This window comes from Kitasatospora sp. NPDC059803, from assembly GCF_042732255.1.
Classification (GTDB): Bacteria; Actinomycetota; Actinomycetes; order Streptomycetales; family Streptomycetaceae; genus Kitasatospora.
The window spans coordinates 48,996-52,285 of record NZ_JBHWIJ010000013.1; the positions used below are offsets into that span (position 1 = coordinate 48,996).

At 70.3% G+C, this 3,290-nt stretch carries 2 protein-coding genes; both read left to right on the forward strand.

Annotated elements, in window-relative coordinates:
• The first annotated feature begins 219 nt into the window (after positions 1–219).
• The gene (locus ACFV6I_RS03915) at positions 220–1,257 is read left to right on the forward strand and encodes a hypothetical protein (protein WP_380423491.1); all 1,038 of its coding nucleotides are present in this window, start codon (positions 220–222) and stop codon (positions 1,255–1,257) included.
• A 423-nt stretch (positions 1,258–1,680) separates the two neighbouring features.
• On the forward strand, positions 1,681–3,210 hold the full coding sequence (locus tag ACFV6I_RS03920) for a carbohydrate binding domain-containing protein (RefSeq protein WP_380423492.1): 1,530 nt from the start codon (positions 1,681–1,683) through the stop codon (positions 3,208–3,210).
• Positions 3,211–3,290: the final 80 nt, after the last annotated feature.

Consider the following 3,290-nt stretch of genomic DNA (forward strand, 5'->3'; position numbering starts at 1 on the left):
GGGGGGGGGGGCGGGCGGGGTGGTGGCCTCGTGCTTGTCTCGGTGGGTCCGCGGTTGTGGGGGGTGAACCCCTCACCCCCCCGCCGGGGGGGGGGGCCCCTGGGGGCGGGCCTCCCCCTCCTTGCCGACCGTTGTTTCCCCCTCGCTTAAAGTGCTTCACCCCGCACGGCGAGCCCTGACAGGGTCAGTTACCGGAAGGTGCACTCCCTGTGAGGAAGGGTGGATCCCTTGTTCAACCGATTGAACCGATTGAACCGATTCAACCGACGAAAAGCATCCGCGCTCGCCGTGGCGACGCTCACGGCGGCACTCGGTCTGGTGCCGGTCGGCACCGCCCAGGCGGCGGCCTGTCAATGGCAGAAGACGGCGTGGGAGCTGCCGCCCACCACGACGGCCGGCGCGGTGTCCTCCAGCGACGGCGGCCGGTACGGAGTCGGCCTCACCGGAACGCGGTCCACCAGCTGGCCCTACGACTTCACGGACGGGCGCGGGACGCTGTGGGACAACGGGAAGGTCGTGCTGCGGCTCCCTGCGGGCAATCCCAACCTGTCCGGCATCAACGCGGCCGGCCTGATCGTCGGCGCCGACCTCGTCAACAACAAGTTCAGGGCCGTGACGGTGAGCCACACCGGGACGACGACTGTGCTGCCGTTCAATCCGAACTGGAACAGCTCGTCCGCCAGTGTGGTCAACAACGCCGGTGACATCGCCGGGATGGCCAAAGTCGGAACGAATTTCATCCTGGTGGTGTGGCCGGCGAACGCGCCGGGAACGTACCGCGAACTGCCCATCCCGGCAAGCAGCTTCCTCTTCCTCAACGGCATCGACGAGCAAGGCAGGGTCGTCGGGTCCACCGACGCGTTCGGCTTCGTCTCGGACATCAACGGCCAGTGGCACGCGCTCGCCGCACAGGGCTCCAACGCCAAGGGAACTCCTGCGGCGATCCGGGACGGGCGCATCGTCGGCGGCACGCAGAACGACACGAGCTACGCCGAAGCCGAATGGGACGCCCAGGGTTCGCTGATCCGAACCATCGGCACGGGCGCCATCTCGGCAAGTGCCATCGGCGGCAACGGAATCGTGGGCGGCACGGCGTTCGTCGGGTCGATTCGACGGCCTGTCCTGTGGCGTGACGGCGTGGTGGCGGACTCGCTGCCTGCGGTCTCGGACTCGTTCACGATCAGGGCGATCAGCACCGACGAGAAGACCCTCATCGGGAACGAGAACTCCCGACCCGTGAACTACACCTGCTCCTGACGGCTGCTTCTGATGCCTGCTCCTGACTGCTGTTTCTGACGGCTGTTTCTGACGCCATGAGGGCCGGCAGCCTCCTCCCCGGAGGGGCTGCCGGTCCGGTCTTCGCCGCCGTCGCTTTCGCGGCCGCCGCCTGTCGGGAGCCGAAAATCCTCCTGCCAGGGTGCCGAAGGTCGACAGGGGTGCCACCCGAGGGTGCGAAGCGGTGTTCCGAGAACGGGGTTCCAGAGCCTTAAACCGTTCCTAAAACCTTCCCACAGCGGGCTTCCGATGCCCCGGAAGTGCTTGACGTGCACAGCTGGTCTAGTCCAGTTTGATGCTCAGCACCGCGCTCCTCCCCCGCACCGGACCAGCCCCCATGCTGCCGCCCGCCCCGCGTTTCCCCCTTCGCGGCGCGGGCGGCCCCACGTCCCGAGAGGCACCCCCATGCCCAGCGCGCCCCAGCCCGCCCCCACGCACCGCCGCCCCGCCGGTCGCACCAAGCTGCTGAGCCTCGCCGCCGCCACCGCGCTCGCCGCCGGCGGCCTCGCCACGCTCGCCGGGAACGCCGGCGCCGCCGACGGCAACCTGCTCGCCAACCCCGGCCTGGAGAGCGACGCGCTCAGCCCCTGGAGCTGTTCCGGCGGGACCGGCAGCGTCGTCAACTCCGGTGCGCACAGCGGCAGCTACGCGCTGAAGGGGGCGGTCGGCGCGAGCGACACCGCACAGTGCGGCCAGACCGTCACCGTCCAGCCCAACACCACGTACAACCTCAGCGCCTGGGTGCAGGGCCAGTACGTCTACCTGGGCGCCACCGGCAGCGGCGTCACCGACCCGGCCACCTGGACGCCGGGCGGCGCCAACTGGCAGCAGCTGTCCACCAGTTTCACCACCGGCCCGGCCACCACCAGCGTCACCGTCTACCTGCACGGCTGGTACGGGCAGGGCGCCTACCTCGCCGACGACATCACGCTCACCGGCCCCGGCGGCGGCAACCCCACCACCCCGCCGCCCACTTCGGGCACCCCGACCGGCACCCCGACCGGCGGCCCCACCGGCACGCCCACCGGCGGCCCGAGCACCCCGCCGCCGAACGTCGCCGTCCCCGTCGCGCCCTACATCGACATGGGCGCCTGGCCCACCCCGTCCATGCCCGACATGGCCAAGTCCGGCAACCTCAAGGCCTACACCATGGGCTTCGTGACCGGCGTCGGCTGCAAGGCCAGCTGGTTCAACGCCTACGATCCGCGCACCGGCTGGGCCAAGGACCAGATCGACGCGCTGCGCGCGGCCGGCGGCGACGTCAAGCTCTCCTTCGGCGGCGCCAGCGGCACCGAACTCGCCGCCGCCTGCACCACCGTGGACTCGCTGTTCGCCGAGTACAACGCCGTCGTCAACGCCTACAACCTGCGCTACGTCGACTTCGACATCGAGGGCGCGGCCATCGCCGACACCGCCTCCAACGACCGCCGCTCCGCCGCGCTCGCCAAGCTCCAGCAGGCCCACCCCGGCCTCAAGGTCTCCTTCACCCTGCCCGTCCTGCCCGAGGGCCTGACCTCCGAAGGCGTCGCCATCGTCAAGTCCGCCCGCGACGCCGGGGTCGCCGTCGACCTGGTGAACATCATGGCGATGGACTACTACCGGACCGGCACCGACTACGGCAACGCCGCCGTGCAGGCCGCCCAGGCCCTGTTCGGCCAGCTCAAGGCGCTCTACCCGGCGAAGACCGACGCCCAGCTGTGGGCCATGGTCGGCGTCACCCCGATGATCGGCGAGAACGACGACCACCAGATCTACAACCAGGCCGCCGCCCAGCAGTTGGTGACCTTCGCCCGGCAGAACCACCTCGGTCTGCTGGCCTTCTGGGACGCCACCCGCGACGCCAACGCCTGCACCGGCGGCTCGCTCTCCAAGTGCACCAACATCGCGCAGCAGCCGTACGAGTTCGCGAAGATCTTCGCCCAGTACGCGGGCTGACCGCGCCACACGGGCAGGGACACCCCCCCGGGAGGGGGTGGGGGAGAGGCGGGGGGTGGTGTTTTGTCACAGGCTCCACG